Raw genomic sequence first — 13,847 nt, 5'->3', positions numbered from 1 at the left:
GCATACGATGCACGGCAGTACCCACTCAACCCCAACCTTCATGGATGACATCATGACCAATCCGAAACTGGAAGTCCTTACCCCCGACAATTGCCAGATCATCTTCATCGACCAGCAGCCGCAAATGGCGTTCGGCGTGCAGTCGATGGACCGCCAGGCGCTGAAAAACAATACCGTGGGCCTGGCCAAGGCCGCCAAGGTGTTCAACATCCCCACCATCATCACCACGGTGGAAACGGAAAGCTTCTCGGGCCACACCTATCCGGAACTGCTCGACGTTTTCCCCGGCAAGGATATCCTCGAGCGCAGCTCGATGAATTCGTGGGATGACCAGAAGGTGCGCGATGCGCTGGCCGCCAACGGCAAGAAGAAAGTCGTCGTGTCGGGCCTGTGGACGGAAGTGTGCAACAACAGCTTCGCCCTGTGCGCGATGCTCGAAGGCGACTACGAAATCTACATGGTGGCCGATGCCTCGGGCGGCACCTCGAAGGAAGCGCACGACTACGCCATGCAGCGCATGATCCAGGCAGGCGTGGTGCCGGTAACGTGGCAGCAGGTGCTGCTGGAATGGCAGCGCGACTGGGCGCATAAGGCAACCTATGACGCCGTCATGGCCATCGTGCGCGAACACTCGGGCGCCTACGGCATGGGCGTCGACTACGCCTACACGATGGTGCACAAGGCGCCGCAGCGCATCCATGGCGAACACACGACCCTGGCGCCGGTGCCGGCCAAGTAATCGCCGCGCGGCTATGCCATGCGCCGCGCGCCTGACCGCGCGCGGCGTTTTTTTTCATCGAAAGGAATGCGCCATGAAGTTATATGTGATTTCGCTGGCCGTGGGCTTGCTCGTTGGCATCATCTACGCCGTCTTGCAGGTGCGCTCGCCGGCGCCGCCAGCCATTGCCCTGATCGGCCTGCTGGGCATGCTGATCGGCGAACAGATCGTCCCCAGCGTCAAGCGCCTGATGGCGGGTGAGCCTGTGACGGTATCGTGGCTGCGCAGTGAATGCGTGCCGAAGATCAGCGGCGTGGAAGCGAAGCCAACGCTGGCCAAGGCCGCGGCAAAGTTGGATGATGATGCAGCGTAAATGCTGGGGTCAGACCCGGCGGGTCTGACCCCGGTTCCCGGCAGCTAGAACGCGCCCAGCAAGCCGCGCCGGGCGGCCACCGTGGCCGCCTCGGTGCGGCTTGATACGTTGAGCTTGGTCAAAATATTATTCACGTGAAATTTCACGGTGCCCACCTCGATGCCGGCGCTGCGCGCGATCATCTTGTTGCTCTTGCCTGCGGACAGGTGCAGCAGAATGTCGTGTTCGCGTTTCGACAGGCGGTTCGCGTCAATGCGGCTGGCTTGCTGCGCCGCCAGTTCCGGCGGCAGGTAATGTCTGCCGGCGGCCACCTGGCGGATGCACTGCGTCAGTTGCAGGAAGCCGGAATCCTTCAGCAGGTAGCCGCGCGCGCCGGCGCGCAAGGCCCGGTGCACGCTGTCCTCGCCCTGGTAGCTGGTGAGGATGACGATCTTCGCTTGCGCGTCGTCCGCGCAGATGCGCTCGATCGCCTCGATGCCATGCATCTCCGGCATGTTCAAATCCATCAGCACCACGTCGGGCCGCAGCTCCCGGTACAGCTCCACGGCGGCGAGGCCCGTGCCGGCCTGGCCCAGCAGGCGCAGTCCAGGCAGTGATGCGATCAGCGAGGCCAGGCCGGCCAGGATCAGCGGGTGGTCGTCGGCGATCAAGAGGGTAATCGGCGGATCGGCCGGGGGCGTGGTCATGTCCATGGTTGTCCTCATAACGCTGGCAGGGTAAAGTGGAAGACGCTGCCGTGGGGTGCGCCGGGCGCATGCCACAGGCGGCCGCCATGCGCGTCGACGATGCGGCGGCAGATGGCCAGGCCCATGCCCATGCCGTCCGGCTTGCTGGAATACAGGGCGTCGTACAGGCGGCCGGCTGCCTGCGGCGCGATGCCGGCGCCATTGTCGGCGATGCTGAAATGCTGCACGCCCCCATCGAGGCGCGAGGACAGCAGCACCGTGCGCGGCCTGCCGCTGGCGCCCTGCAGGGCTTCGATGGCGTTCATCAGCAGGTTCAGGAGGACTTGGCGGAATTGCACCGGGTCGGCGTGCAGCAGCGGGCGGCCAGGTGCCAGTTGCGTTTCCAGGTGGATGGCGTGGCGTTGCAGTGGCGCGCGCAACAGCGGCAGCAGATCCTGCACAGCGTCGTCGGCCACAAAATGATCGTGGCTGCCCGGCGTCTTGCAGACCAGGCCATGCACGCTGCGCAGCACGGCGCTGGCATGGCTGCCGGCGCTGGCGACCAGGGCCAGCGCCGCGCGCGCCTCGTCGAGGCGGGGCGGATCGTGGTCGAGCCAGCGCAAGGCGGCATCGGCATTGAGCGCAATAGCCGCCAGCGGCTGGCGCACCTCGTGCGCGACCGATGCGGCAAATTCACCCATGCCGTCCATGCCGCCCATGTGCTGCGCGTGCGCCAGGCCGGCGTCTTGCTTCTGAGGGAAATAATGCATGCTGGCCATCGCCGTGCTCCTGTCGCTGTCGCGGCGTATGCCGCATTGCAACAAGTATGCACGCGCCGTCAGGCAAGGCAGTTATACGAATGGGGGAGGCGGGCGGTTTTTTTATGCGGCGGAGGCGATAAACACCGCCGGGCGGGCCGGCGGTGCGGGGAGCGAAGAACGATCAGGACTTGATAAAGGCCAGCAAATCTTCGTTCAGGCGGTCCTTGTGGGTCGCCGGCAAGCCGTGCGGCGCACCTTCATAGATGACCAGCTTGGCGTTCTTGATGAGCTTGGCCGCAGCCTTGCCGGAAGAGTCGATCGGCACGATCTGGTCGTCGCCGCCGTGTACCACCAGGGTCGGCACGGAGATTTTCTTCAGGTCGGCCGTGAAGTCCGTCTCGGAAAATTGCTTGATGCAATCGTAGGCGTTCTTGATGCCGCACTGCATGCCCTGCAGCCAGAAGGTGTCGCGCATGCCTTGCGATACCTTGTTGCCGGGACGGTTGGCGCCGAAGAAGGGCACGGTCAGGTCCTTGAAGAATTGCGAACGGTCGGCCAGCACGCCGGCGCGGATGCCGTCAAACACCGACATCGGCAAGCCGCCCGGATTGGTGTCCGACTTGACCATCTGCGGCGGCACGGCGCCCACCAGCACGGCCTTGGCCACGCGTTTTTCGCCATGGCGGCCGATATAGCGGGCCACTTCGCCACCACCCGTCGAATGGCCGACCAGGGTCGCGCCCTTGATGTCGAGCGCGTCGAGCAGGGTGGCCAGGTCGTCGGCGTAGGTATCCATGTCGTTGCCCTGCCATGGCTGGCTCGACAGGCCGTGGCCGCGGCGGTCATGCGCGATCACGCGGTAGCCGTGGCTGGCCAGGAACATCATCTGGTCTTCCCAGGCGTCGCCCTGCAATGGCCAGCCGTGGCTGAAGACGACGGGCGTGCCCGTGCCCCAGTCCTTGAAGTGGATGACGGTGCCGTCCTTGACGGTGACGCTGTTGACGGTGAGCTTGCCCGGTGCGGTGGTGGCAGCGGCAGGCTTGGCGGCGGCGCTGGCGCCACCGGCGGCCAGCAGGCCCGCACCGGCGGCGACACCGGCGACGCTGACGAGCAGCTTGCGGCGGGAAGTGACTTCTTCGGCTTCGATTTTCTTCGACATGATGCATTTCCTTCGGGGATGGGGGAGGGAGGCCGGTTACGGCCTGGACCAGTGATGGCATCGGCCAGTCTAGGCCTTCGCGCGCGCTGGCGCCTCTGCCAAAAGACCAGTCGCGCCCAGGTGTCCGCCTGCCTATGATGGCTGGCAGCGGCGCGCCGCGCCGACTGGCTTTCCCACTGGAGCGATCATGAAGAAAAACTGGATGGCGGCGCTGGCCGGCCCCTTTTTACCCGATGCGGGTATGCTGTTTGCGCGCCTGACGGGCGCGCTGTTGGTGCTGCACGTGCACGGTCTGCCCAAGCTGCTGCATTTTTCCGATGAACTGGCGCATATCGACGACCCGCTGCACCTGGGCCGCGCCATCACGCTGTACTGCGCCCTGTTCGCGGAAATCCTCTGCCCGCTGCTGGTCGCCGCCGGCTTGCTGACGCGCCTGGCCTGTCTGCCATTGCTGTTCCTGCTGGGCGTGTCCATGCTGCTCGTGCACCCGGACTGGAGCATCGCCGACGGCCAGTTCGGCTGGCTGCTGATCATCGTCTTCGGCACGATCGCCATCAGCGGCGCGGGACGCTATTCACTCGATGCGAGGTTGCGCCTGCGTGCTTGAATCAGGTAACGGCATGCGCAGCAGTGCCATGGTCAAAATACAATTTCTTATTTTTAATGCCACGATGTCGTTTATCTGGATACAATATTCAGGTGCCGTTGTCATTTCGTCGGGCTTTATTTCAATGAAGGGAAGTTGGCGAACCATGAAAATATTTGTTATCACTGCTTTGGGGACCTCAACGGGCAGTCTTATCTATACAGGACTGATGAGCGATACGCATGCATTCGACTGGCACCGTGCCGCCTTTGTGGGCGTGTTTTGTGGCATATGCGCGGCCATATGGCCAGGGAAGAAAACCGACCAAAAAACTCCCTGAAAGCCTGCCTGGCAAGTAACCGTTGCCGGTTGCCAGGAGCAGATGGTGTGGTTTTTATCTTGATAAGAGGGAGGTGTGCCGTGTCGTCGAAATCCTTCTTTTTGATGGCTGCCGCGCTCTTTGCCGTCGCAGCAGCCGCTGGCGCAAGTCAGCCGTACGCCCCTGTCGTATCCGTTCAGTACAACATCAGCGAAAGTTTGCCCGAGCAGTTGATGACTCTCATCACGACTCCGCTTGAACAGTCTTTTTACAAGCTCGAGCGGGTAGTGCAAGTCAATTCCAGCACCAGCCATGGAAGCGTTGAGATAGAAATTCAATTCGATGGCGGAACATCCGAACAGGATTTAACGCGGGTCATTCGTCAAATTGAGCAGCTCAATTTTAGCGACAGGATCCACGTCATTTCTCGAGCCGTCTTGCTTCGACCACCTCGTCTGATACATGATGCCACCCACCTGCAACCCTGACTGGCAGGGGTTTATATCAATGTCAACGCCATTTTTTAAAATTTTGCTAGCGGTGATTTTCGGGGGCGCCTGCTGGACCGTTAACCTGCCTGCCGTCATTCGCGCGGTGGTTTCTTTCTTCGCTGGATGCCGTCGCTGTGCGGGTGACTGATGCCGGCCAGGCCTGCCAAACGCACCTCGATCCCCGCCCGCCCCACCAGGCCGGCGGGGATTGTTATTTCTGGCAGGCATTTAAGTCTGCGCCTCAACGTGTGGCAGCGCACGGTGGCGTGGGGCGGACGCAGTTAAGGTAGTGCCAACAGCTTGCTGCTGATCCCGTGTTTGATATGGCTCAGCCCGGCAGCGTTTAGCCGCTTCTTTTTCCCCGAAGCGAGGAGAATCATGATTCGGTCACGGCATCGAGCATGGTTGAAATTATTCACTGTTAAAGGAAACCATCATGAACGCGATTGAAAAAACCAGCTCCGATATGAATGGCAACGCCCAGGATACCCGCCAGGACTTGCACCGCACCATCGACAAGGTGGCAGGCCAGGCCCAGCCCCTGGCCGACAAGGTGGCCACGCGCGCCCATGACAGCGTGGACCAGGTCGGTGAACGCCTCGGCCAGGTCAGCGACAGCGTCAACAAGGCTTCCGAACGCCTGATGGCGCGCGGCAAGCAATGGGGCGCCGCCTGCCAGCGTGCCGGCGAAACGGGCCGCGGTTATGTGCGTGAACGTCCGGCCGTATCCCTGCTGATTGCGGCCGCGGCCGGTTATGGCCTGTCGAAACTGCTGGGTTCGCGTAAATAAGTTCTGCGCCTTCCTGGAAGGTACTGTCGTGGGCGCTGTTCCCTTCGCCGTCATGGCGAGTGGGCCGGCGCCCATGCGCACAAGGTAGTAACAAGCAGTGTAACAAGCAGTAAAGGAGAGTGATGATGCGCTCCATTTTGTTGTGGTTGATCGGCATACCTATTCCCATCATTATTTTGATTGCCCTGTTCGTGCGCTGAATGAGGGAGTTGTAGCGTTACTTCCCGGGGCAAACTACTCACAGGAGATGTAATGGCTACCAGCAAGAAAACGCCGTCCACGGACGGTGCGGGTTCCGTATTGAGCAGCATGTCCGGCCCATCCGACAGCAATGCGCCGCACAGCCTGGGCGCGGACAATGACGTGACCCGCGCGCTGCTGCAAAAGACGGCCGCCAGTCAGCAGTTGTCCGCCGCCATGGCCGTCAATCCCAAGGAAGATGGCCAGTATGGCGACGCGGCGCGCACGCCGGTCGAAGGCGTGCATGTGGCAACGGGCGAGCCGCTGGCCACGGCCAGCACCACGGGCGAAACGACAGCGTCTCCGAAGACGGGCGGCGGTCAGCCCGCGCTGGGCGAGAATGCGCGCAACGCCTCGCTCGATGGCGTCCGTGCCGACGATAGCGGCTGCGTGCAGACGACGAACCAGGGCGTGCCCGTGGGCGACAACCAGAATTCCTTGAAGGCGGGCTTGCGCGGCCCCACCCTGATGGAAGATTTCATCCTGCGTGAAAAGCTCACGCATTTCGACCATGAGCGCATCCCAGAGCGCGTCGTGCATGCGCGCGGTTCGGCCGCCCATGGCTATTTCGAATGCTACAAGGAACAAAGCAAGCTGACGCGCGCCGCGCCGTTCGCCAAGGCGGGCAAGCGCACGCCCGTCTTCGTGCGCTTTTCCACGGTGGCCGGCGAACGCGGTTCGACCGACACGGCGCGCGATGTGCGCGGCTTCGCCGTGAAGTTTTATACGGACGAGGGCAACTGGGATTTGGTCGGCAATAACATCCCCGTCTTCTTCATCCAGGATGCGATGAAATTCCCCGACGTGGTCCACGCCGTCAAGCCCGAGCCGCACCATGGCATGCCGCAGGCGGCCAGCGCGCACGACACCTTCTGGGATTTTGCGTCGCTGTCGCCGGAAATCACGCACATGCTGATGTGGGTCATGTCGGACCGCGCCATCCCGCGCAGTTATCGGATGATGCAGGGCTTCGGCGTGCATACCTTCCGCCTCGTCAATGCCAAGGGTCAGTCCGTGTTCTGCAAATTCCACTGGTCGCCGATGGCCGGTACGCATTCGCTCGTGTGGGACGAAGCCGTCAAGATCAGCGGTGCCGATTCCGATTTCCACCGGCGCGACCTGTGGGAAGCCATCGAGTGCGGAGAATACCCGGAATACGAGCTCTCCTTCCAGGTCTTCACGGAAGCGCAGGCGGAAGCGTTTCCCTTCGACGTGCTCGACCCGACCAAGCTGATTCCCGAAGAAGTCGTCCCTCTCATCCCTGTTGGGAAAATGGTCTTGAACCGCAATCCCGACAATTTTTTTGCCGAGACGGAGCAGGTGGCGTTCTGTACGGCGCACATCGTGCCCGGCATCGATTTCAGCAACGATCCGCTGCTGCAGGGACGCATCCATTCCTATGTCGATACCCAGCTGACGCGCCTGGGCGGCCCGAATTTCCACGAGATTCCCATCAATGCGCCGCTGGCGCCCGTGCACAACAACCAGCGCGACGGCATGCACCGCCAGGCCATCAACCGGGGCCGGGTCGCGTATGAACCGAACTCGCTGGCGGGCGGCTGTCCGTTCCAGGCGGGTGCGAAAGGTTTCAACAGTTTCCCCGCCTCCGCCGAAGGCGACAAGGTGCGCGGCAAGCCCGAGAAATTCGCCGAGCACTATGGCCAGGCGCGCCTGTTCTGGATCAGCCAGACGCCTATCGAACAAGAGCACATTGTGCATGCGTTCCGCTTTGAACTGAGCAAGGTGCAGACGGTGGCCATTCGCCAGCGCATCGTCGCCATGCTGCGCAATGTCGACGAGACCCTGGCGCAGCGCCTGGCCGATGGCCTGGGCCTGGCGCTGCCGCCCGTCATGCCGCGCGCCTCGCTGCAGCCGCTGCCGACGTATCCGCCATCGCCAGCCCTGTCGCTCTTTTTCCGCCCCGGCAAGAGGGGCATCCATACCCGGCGCGTGGCCATCCTCGTGGGGCCGGGCAGCGATGGCGCGCAGGTGCGCAATATCTATGCCTCGCTGCTGGCCGACGGCGCCGCGCCGCGCCTGGTGGGCAGCCACCTTGGCAAAGTCGACACCAGCGGCGGCGTGCCGCTGGCCGTGGAAATCTCGCTCGAAGCGGGGCCGGGCGTGCTGTTCGACGCCGTCGTGGTGCCGGACGGCCAGGGCGCCGTGCAGCAGCTGGGCAGCGACGCCAACGCGCTCGACTTCCTGCGCCTGCAATACCGCCACTGCAAGCCGATGCTGGCCATAGGCGCGGGCAAGGACCTGCTGGACAAGGCTGGCGTGCCGGTGACCCTGCCCGATGGCAAGCCCGATCCCGCCATCATCGTCGCGCCTTCCGGCGACCTAGCGAAAGCCGTGGCTGCGTTCAAGAAGGCGCTGGCCGCGCACAGGGCGTTTGCGCGCGAGACGGATCCGCCGCGGGTGTGAGTGACTGCGTCTGCACAGGGGCCGGATCCGCCGGCCCCGCTGCATACCCTGTTTGCGTTTCGTGCGCAACGCCCTGCAACAATGTAAACAATAAAAACGTCCCGCGGTGATATGCTGCTGACTAGAACTGTTCATTTGCAACTATTTCTATAACAGCAGCAAGGAACGGCTTCAGCAAACCGGATCGCGATTACCGCATGGACAAGTACACACCTCGCACCTGGGGGCCGGGCGAACGCCCGACCTTGCCCGGGTCGCCATCGATGCCCGAACATTCGACGCCCAAGCGTGTCGCGTATTTCATCGTCGGCCTGATCGTCGCGCTGACGGGGGGACTGGGCAACGGCCTGGTGACGGCCAATTTGCTGAACCTGCAAGGTTCGCTGGCCGCCTATGCCTACCAGATGCAGTGGCTGCCGGCCGCCTACGTGATGACGATCGTTTCCATGAATCTGCTGCTGGTGAAGTTCCGCCAGCAGTTCGGCCTGCGCCTGTTTACGGAAGCGTTCCTGGTGCTGTATGCGCTGGTGACGTTCGCCCACTTGTATGCCAATACCTTGCCGTCGGCGATCGCCGTGCGCGCCGCGCATGGCATGGTGGGCGGCGCGCTGGGGGTGCTGGGCCTGTACTACACCTTGCAGGCGTTCCCCGCGCGGCACCGTCTGAAGGGCGTGGTGCTGGGCCTGGGCTTTGCCCAATTGGCCTTGCCGCTGGCGCGCATTTTTACTTCCGAACTGCTGCAGATCGGCGAATGGCACGGCTTGTACCTGTTCGAACTGGGACTGGCCCTGCTGGCGCTGGGCTGCGTGCTGGCCCTGAAGCTGCCGCCCGGCGACCGGGTGCAGACGTTCGAGCCGCTCGATTTCCTCACCTTCATCCTGTTCGCGCCCGGCGTGGCGCTGCTGTGCGCCGTGCTGGCGCAGGGGCGCACGGCGTGGTGGATGGAGTCGGAGTGGGTGGGCGTGTGCCTGGCGTGCTCCATCGTGCTGATCGCCGCCTCGCTGGCCATCGAGCATAACCGCGCGCGCCCGCTGCTTAACACGCGCTGGCTCACGACGGGCAAGATCGCCAAGCTGTTTTTATCGGTGCTGCTGTTTCGCATCGTGCTGTCCGAATCGACGGGCGCCGTCGGCTTTCTGCAGGCGCTGGGCCTGAACACGGACCAGATGCAGAACCTGTTCGTCGTGGTGCTGCTGGGCAGCGTGGCGGGCCTGGTGGTCAGCGCGCTGACGATCAATCCGGCCACCCTGAACCGCTCGCTGATGTTCGCGCTGCTGCTGATCGCTGCCGGCGCCCTGATCGACGCGCACGCCACCAGCCAGACGCGCCCCGTCAACATGTATGTAAGCCAGTTCTTGCTGGCCTTTGGCGGCACGTATTTTCTCGGTCCCACGATGGTGGCGGGCATGGGCGCCGTGATCGCCGAACCGCGCAACCTCGTGAGCTTTTCCGTGATGTTTACCATGACGCAGAACCTGGGCGGTCTGCTCGGTGCGGCCATCGTCGGCACCATCCAGACGGCGCGCGAAAAATACCATTCCAGCTACCTGGTCGAGCACCTGAGTATGCTGGATCCGCAGGTGGCGGCGCGCGTGCAGTCGGGCGCCGCAAGCTATGGCGGCGTGCTGATGGACCCTGCGTTGCGCAGCGCCCAGGGCGTGGCGCGCCTGGGCGCCGTCGCCACGCGCGAAGCCAATGTGCTGGCCTATAACGACGTTTTTTTGATGATCGCCGGCGTTGCCATCGCCACCCTGATCTGGATGCTGGTCAGCCAGTCCTGGACCCGCATCACCACCGGCGCGCGCCGCCTGGTCGGCCCCGTGCGCGATGCGCAGACGGCCATGGCCATCGTCCCCATTACCAATTCGGAACCGAGCAATGACAGAAAATAATACTCCGCCGCCAGCACCGACAACGCCCCCAGCCGCGACCACGCCGGCGCCAACCACTTCCACGGCGCAGCCGGACCGGCGCCACCAGTGGCTGTCCGCGCTGGCCTTTGCCGCCGTGGCCCTGGTGGGCGTGCTGATCGTGCTGTATGCATGGCGTCTGCCGCCGTTCACGAGCCCCATCGTGACGACGGAAAACGCCACCGTGCGCGGACAGGTGACCATCATCGGCACGCAGCTGTCGGGCTATGTGGTGGAAGTGACGGTGCAGGATTTCATGGACGTCAAGGAAGGCCAGCTGCTGGTGCGTATCGACGACCGCATCTACCAGCAGCGCTACGAGCAGGCGCAGGCCCAGCTGGCCGCGCAGCAGGCGGCGCTGTCGAACTGGGCGCAGCAAAAGGCCAGCGCGCAGGCTGGCATTTCCGTCAGCGAGGCCGTGATGGCGAATGCGGAAGCGCAGGCGCGCAAGGCCAGCGCCGACCTCAATCGCGTGGAACAGCTGGTGGCCGACGGTTCATTGTCGCAGCGCGAACATGACCAGTCGCGCGCTACGCAGGCGCAGATGGCGGCGGCGCTGGCGCAGGCGCGCGCCAATCTCGACATCGCCCAGCAAAGCGTGCATAGCGTGGTGGTCAACAAGCAGGCCCTGGAAGCGGCCGTGGCGAACGCGCAGGCGGCCGTCAAGGCGGCCAAGATCGACCTCGATAACACGCGCATCGTGGCGCCATCCGATGGACAACTGGGTCAGGTGACGGTGCGCCAGGGCGCGTACGTGAATTCGGGCGCGCAGCTGATGGCGCTGGTGCCGCGCCAGATGTGGGTGATCGCCAATTTCAAGGAAACGCAGATGAACGGCGTGCAGGAAGGGCAAAGCGCCACCTTCCATGTCGACGCGCTCGACGGCGCCGTGCTGACGGGCCAGGTGGAGCGCATTTCGCCGGCCACCGGTTCCGAGTTTTCCGTGCTGCCGGCCGATAACGCGACGGGCAACTACCTTAAAATCGCCCAGCGCATTCCCGTGCGCATCCGCATCGATCCGGGGCAGGCGAATGCGCGCCGCCTCGTGCCCGGCATGTCGGTGGTGGTCAGCGTCGATACGTCGGCCGTGCTGAACGACTCGGCGGACAATCCGGCGCCGCCACCGCCGCCGAAGAAGGCCAAGCCATGAAGCGCCGTTTCCTGCTGATGGCCGGCGCGCTGGCGCTGGCCGGTTGCGCCGCCAACGCGCCACCGCAGCCTGCGTCGGCACTGCAGCTGCCATCCGGCTGGCGCGCGCAGGCTATCGGAGCACCTGCTGCGACTGAGGCCCATGTCGAGCAGTTGTGGTGGCAAGCCTTTGGCGACCCGGTCTTGAGTGACCTGGTGGGCGAGGCGCTGGCGCGCAATGGCGACTTGCGCGTGGCGCGCGCCCGCGTGCAGGAATACCGCGCACGCCTGGCGCAGGCCGATGCGAACCGCGCACCCAGCCTGGCCTTCGACGGCTCGCCCACGCGTACGCGCACCCTGGCATCCAGCGGCAAGCCGTATGTGACGAATGTCTTCCAGGCGGAACTGCAGGCCAGTTATGAGATCGATGTGTGGGGCCGGCTGGCCAGCTTGAGCGATGCGGCCGGCGAGAGCTACCGCGCCGAGCAGGCCAGCCTCGATGCGGCGGCCCTGTCGATCGCCGCCAGTGTGGCGACGAGTTACCTGAATCTGCGAGGGCTCGACGCGCAGCTGGCGCTCACGCAATCGACCCTGCAGCTGCGGGAACAGTCGCGCGAGCTGGCGCGCAAGCAGTTCGAGGTGGGCTACAGCTCGCGCCTGGAATGGCTGCAGGCGCAATCGGAATACCATGCGGCGGCCGAACAGGTGCCGCAGCTGCAGCGGCAGATCTTCGAACAGGAAAACGCTCTGGCCATCCTCGTCGGCGGCAATCCGGGCCCCATCGCGCGCGGCTTGCCGCTGGCCGAGCTGGCGGCGCCTGGCGTGCCGGCCGGCCTGCCATCCGAATTGCTGCGCCGGCGGCCCGACATCGCGCGTGCGGAACACAACCTGGCGGCCGCCAACGCCAGCCTGGCCGCCACGCGCGACCAGCTGCTGCCTTCGTTCAAGCTGACGGCCGTGGGCGGCGGGCAAGCCACGACCCTGACCGATTTCCTGCATGCGCCGACCGCCCTGTGGCGCCTGACGGCGCTGGCGGCCGGCCCCCTGTTCGATGGCGGGCGCGTGCAGGCGCAGACGGATGCGGCCGGCGCCCAGCGCGACCAGCTCGTGTACACATATGAAAACGTGGTGCGCAATGCCTTCGCCGAAACGGAGAACAGCCTGGGCGCCATCTACCGGCTGCGGCAGCAAGCCGTGGAAAACGATGCGCGCCGCGCCACGGCGGCGGACACTTTGCGCATCGCGCACAACCGCTACCGCAACGGCTATGCCTCCTACCTGGAAGAACTCGACGCCCAGCGCACCCTGTACAGTGCCGACGTGGGACTGTTGCAGCTGAAGACGCGCATCCTCGTCGCTTCGGTCGACCTGTACCGCGCCATGGGCGGCGGCTGGTCGGCCAAGGCGCAATAGGCGCGTGTGCACGGCGCGGCCAGTGTAATATTCTGAGCAGGGAAAGCGGCGGCATGGTGCCGGCTGCTCCCATCACGAACGAGGTCGCAGCATGACGATTTTTGGCATAGGCATCCACATCCTGATCGCGGTATTTTTTGCGATCCACGTGGTGCGCAACGGGCAGCAGCTGTACTGGCTGCTCATTTTATTCATGTTCCCGCTGCTGGGCAGCGTGGTGTATTTCTTCGCCATCTACCTGCCCAATTCGCGCCTGCCGCAAGGCGCGCGCAAGGTCGCGTCGGTGGCCGTGCAGGTGCTCGATCCGAACCGCGAATTGCGCGAGGCAAAAGCGGCCTTCGAGTACACGCCGACGGCGCAAAACCAGATGCGCCTGGCCAGCGCGCAGCTCGAGGCGGGCAATGCAAAGGAAGCGGCATCGACGTACGAAGCCTGCCTGCAGGGGGCGTTCGCATCGGACCTGGAAATTCGCCTCGGTGCGGCGCGCGCCTACCTGGAGTGCGAACGGGGCGCCGAAGCGCTGACGCACCTGGAATTCATCCGCCGCACGGATATGCATTTCCGTCCCGAGATGGTGTCCCTGCTGACGGCGCGCGCGCTGGCGCAAAGCGGGCGCCAGGTGGAAGCGAAAGCGGAATTCGACGATGCGCTGACGCGCTACAACAGCTTCGAGTGCCGTGCCGAGTGCGCGATCTGGGCGCTGCGGCAGGGCGACAAGGTGTTGTCGGAACGCCTGCTGCTCGATATCGACAGCGCCATGGCCCGCTGGAGCAGCCATACGCGTGCCATGTATGCGCCGCTACTTGCGCGCCTGGAAGCGGCGCGCAAGTAGCTGGCTTACGTGGGGTCAGACCCGGCGGGTCTGACCCC

14 protein-coding genes are annotated in these 13,847 nt (G+C 64.3%); 11 read left to right on the top strand and 3 right to left on the bottom strand.

Annotated features, from left to right (window positions below):
* Positions 1 to 52 precede the first annotated feature (52 nt).
* Positions 53 to 739 carry a hydrolase gene (locus tag AC54AG_RS02680; RefSeq protein ID WP_034747885.1) on the top strand — a complete coding sequence of 229 codons (687 nt, stop codon included), beginning with the start codon at positions 53 to 55 and terminating at the stop codon, positions 737 to 739.
* A 73-nt stretch (positions 740 to 812) separates the two neighbouring features.
* A complete protein-coding gene (locus tag AC54AG_RS02675; RefSeq protein WP_072455644.1) occupies positions 813 to 1,091 on the top strand; it encodes a XapX domain-containing protein in 279 nt (92 codons plus the stop codon).
* A gap of 44 nt (positions 1,092 to 1,135) precedes the next feature.
* Here the strand turns inward: AC54AG_RS02675 and AC54AG_RS02670 are convergent, their stop codons facing one another.
* The 3 genes from AC54AG_RS02670 to AC54AG_RS02660 all read right to left on the bottom strand — a co-directional run bounded on the left by AC54AG_RS02670 (position 1,136) and on the right by AC54AG_RS02660 (position 3,676).
* Positions 1,136 to 1,777 carry a response regulator gene (locus AC54AG_RS02670; protein ID WP_319990820.1) on the bottom strand — a complete coding sequence of 214 codons (642 nt, stop codon included), beginning with the start codon at positions 1,775 to 1,777 and terminating at the stop codon, positions 1,136 to 1,138.
* Between the two features lie 14 nt (positions 1,778 to 1,791).
* Positions 1,792 to 2,535 carry a sensor histidine kinase gene (locus AC54AG_RS02665; RefSeq protein WP_496629429.1) on the bottom strand — a complete coding sequence of 248 codons (744 nt, stop codon included), beginning with the start codon at positions 2,533 to 2,535 and terminating at the stop codon, positions 1,792 to 1,794.
* A 163-nt stretch (positions 2,536 to 2,698) separates the two neighbouring features.
* Positions 2,699 to 3,676, bottom strand: coding sequence for an alpha/beta fold hydrolase (locus tag AC54AG_RS02660; protein ID WP_496629428.1), 978 nt, complete (start codon positions 3,674 to 3,676; stop codon positions 2,699 to 2,701).
* A gap of 187 nt (positions 3,677 to 3,863) precedes the next feature.
* On the opposite strand from AC54AG_RS02660, the gene AC54AG_RS02655 reads away from it, so the two are divergent.
* The 9 genes from AC54AG_RS02655 (at position 3,864) to AC54AG_RS02615 (ending at position 13,809) form a co-directional block, all read left to right on the top strand.
* Positions 3,864 to 4,283, top strand: coding sequence for a DoxX family protein (locus AC54AG_RS02655; protein ID WP_496629427.1), 420 nt, complete (start codon positions 3,864 to 3,866; stop codon positions 4,281 to 4,283).
* A 13-nt stretch (positions 4,284 to 4,296) separates the two neighbouring features.
* Positions 4,297 to 4,602, top strand: a complete 306-nt coding sequence (locus AC54AG_RS02650; protein WP_331776965.1) for a hypothetical protein — start codon at positions 4,297 to 4,299, stop codon at positions 4,600 to 4,602.
* An 80-nt stretch (positions 4,603 to 4,682) separates the two neighbouring features.
* On the top strand, positions 4,683 to 5,069 hold the full coding sequence (locus tag AC54AG_RS02645; RefSeq protein ID WP_331776964.1) for an efflux RND transporter permease subunit: 387 nt from the start codon (positions 4,683 to 4,685) through the stop codon (positions 5,067 to 5,069).
* A 439-nt stretch (positions 5,070 to 5,508) separates the two neighbouring features.
* Positions 5,509 to 5,862 (top strand): ElaB/YgaM/YqjD family protein, encoded by a 354-nt coding sequence (locus AC54AG_RS02640; RefSeq protein WP_331776963.1) that lies wholly within the window; start codon positions 5,509 to 5,511, stop codon positions 5,860 to 5,862.
* Positions 5,863 to 6,114: 252 nt separating this feature from the next.
* Positions 6,115 to 8,526, top strand: coding sequence for a catalase (locus tag AC54AG_RS02635; protein WP_496629426.1), 2,412 nt, complete (start codon positions 6,115 to 6,117; stop codon positions 8,524 to 8,526).
* A 197-nt stretch (positions 8,527 to 8,723) separates the two neighbouring features.
* A complete protein-coding gene (locus tag AC54AG_RS02630; protein WP_034747197.1) occupies positions 8,724 to 10,418 on the top strand; it encodes an MFS transporter in 1,695 nt (564 codons plus the stop codon).
* On the top strand, positions 10,405 to 11,586 hold the full coding sequence (locus tag AC54AG_RS02625) for an HlyD family secretion protein (RefSeq protein ID WP_051990825.1): 1,182 nt from the start codon (positions 10,405 to 10,407) through the stop codon (positions 11,584 to 11,586). The genes AC54AG_RS02630 and AC54AG_RS02625 overlap by 14 nt, the downstream gene beginning before the upstream one ends.
* Entirely contained in the window at positions 11,583 to 12,977 is a 1,395-nt protein-coding gene (locus AC54AG_RS02620; RefSeq protein WP_034747199.1) for an efflux transporter outer membrane subunit, read from the top strand. Before AC54AG_RS02625 ends, AC54AG_RS02620 begins: the two co-directional genes overlap by 4 nt.
* 91 nt (positions 12,978 to 13,068) lie before the next feature.
* Positions 13,069 to 13,809: a tetratricopeptide repeat protein gene (locus AC54AG_RS02615; protein WP_034747202.1), complete on the top strand. Its 741-nt coding sequence runs from the start codon at positions 13,069 to 13,071 to the stop codon at positions 13,807 to 13,809.
* Positions 13,810 to 13,847: the final 38 nt, after the last annotated feature.

This window comes from Janthinobacterium sp. BCJ23, from assembly GCF_059617945.1.
This window is presented reverse-complemented; position numbering and strand designations above follow the sequence as displayed.

Excerpts from the sequence above, each read along its gene's own strand:
- AC54AG_RS02680 (WP_034747885.1), top strand. The coding sequence starts at position 53 with ATGACCAATCCGAAACTGGAAGTCCTTACCCCCGACAATTGCCAGATC.
- AC54AG_RS02675 (WP_072455644.1), top strand. The coding sequence starts at position 813 with ATGAAGTTATATGTGATTTCGCTGGCCGTGGGCTTGCTCGTTGGCATC.
- AC54AG_RS02670 (WP_319990820.1), bottom strand. The coding sequence starts at position 1,777 with ATGACCACGCCCCCGGCCGATCCGCCGATTACCCTCTTGATCGCCGAC.
- AC54AG_RS02665 (WP_496629429.1), bottom strand. The coding sequence starts at position 2,535 with ATGGCCAGCATGCATTATTTCCCTCAGAAGCAAGACGCCGGCCTGGCG.
- AC54AG_RS02660 (WP_496629428.1), bottom strand. The coding sequence starts at position 3,676 with ATGTCGAAGAAAATCGAAGCCGAAGAAGTCACTTCCCGCCGCAAGCTG.
- AC54AG_RS02655 (WP_496629427.1), top strand. The coding sequence starts at position 3,864 with ATGAAGAAAAACTGGATGGCGGCGCTGGCCGGCCCCTTTTTACCCGAT.
- AC54AG_RS02650 (WP_331776965.1), top strand. The coding sequence starts at position 4,297 with ATGCGCAGCAGTGCCATGGTCAAAATACAATTTCTTATTTTTAATGCC.
- AC54AG_RS02640 (WP_331776963.1), top strand. The coding sequence starts at position 5,509 with ATGAACGCGATTGAAAAAACCAGCTCCGATATGAATGGCAACGCCCAG.
- AC54AG_RS02635 (WP_496629426.1), top strand. The coding sequence starts at position 6,115 with ATGGCTACCAGCAAGAAAACGCCGTCCACGGACGGTGCGGGTTCCGTA.
- AC54AG_RS02630 (WP_034747197.1), top strand. The coding sequence starts at position 8,724 with ATGGACAAGTACACACCTCGCACCTGGGGGCCGGGCGAACGCCCGACC.
- AC54AG_RS02625 (WP_051990825.1), top strand. The coding sequence starts at position 10,405 with ATGACAGAAAATAATACTCCGCCGCCAGCACCGACAACGCCCCCAGCC.
- AC54AG_RS02620 (WP_034747199.1), top strand. The coding sequence starts at position 11,583 with ATGAAGCGCCGTTTCCTGCTGATGGCCGGCGCGCTGGCGCTGGCCGGT.
- AC54AG_RS02615 (WP_034747202.1), top strand. The coding sequence starts at position 13,069 with ATGACGATTTTTGGCATAGGCATCCACATCCTGATCGCGGTATTTTTT.